The organism is Ligilactobacillus sp. LYQ139 (assembly GCF_045033025.1).
GTDB lineage: Bacteria > Bacillota > Bacilli > Lactobacillales > Lactobacillaceae > Ligilactobacillus.
This window is the reverse complement of record NZ_JBJFZW010000022.1, coordinates 1-660: the sequence shown is the minus strand read 5'-3', so window position 1 is coordinate 660 and position 660 is coordinate 1. Positions and strand designations below refer to the sequence as shown.

At 54.4% G+C, this 660-nt stretch carries 1 protein-coding gene; it reads right to left on the bottom strand.

The annotated features are described in order from the left end of the window. A partial coding sequence (locus ACI3E1_RS07880; protein WP_405025103.1) for a hypothetical protein occupies nucleotides 1-660 on the bottom strand: 660 nt, incomplete at both ends.

The window sequence follows — 660 nt, the reverse complement described above, 5'->3', positions numbered from 1 at the left end:
GCTTTATCATAAGCCGCTTTTTGCTGCTCATAAGTGCTCAACTGCTGGCTAATCTTGGCCGCCTGACTATCCAGATCCCCTTGCAGTTGCTTTTGCATCCCTTCCTTCATTTCCGGGATCACGGTCTCCGTCTTCGTCGGATTCTGCGTAATCTGCAACCCGGCACTCTTAACATCATTTACCGCCTTTTGCAAACGACTATCATCTAGTGGTACTTCAACATCATCGCCGCTGTATGAAGTTGGCATTGTGACCTTCCCATCAGCTGTCGTTCCACCGTTGGTGCCTGCTGCCCCTGTATTGGCCGGATCCTGAACGTGGTTCTCGTCTTCATCTTCCGTAGCAAACTCTGCTGGTGCTACCCCACTAATCTGGGCCTGATCCTTTGCGCCAACCGTTGCGGCAGCCTTCGTGGAATCAATCGTTGCTCCACTATCCTGGTTCAACTGGGCCTTCTTCTCAGTCCAGTTCTGCGCTGTTTGATTGGACGGTACTGCTAAAAAGCTTACCGGTGCTGCCGCTTCGTCCCGCGCTTCGGGGGTTGCCGCGCCGGTTTCCCGCGTAGTTGCCGGATCTTCTGCCTTTGCCGGTGCTGCTTTCTCTGGGCTCTTCGCCGCCACCTTTGCCGTTGTCTCCTTGACATTCCGCTTGACCGGCGTT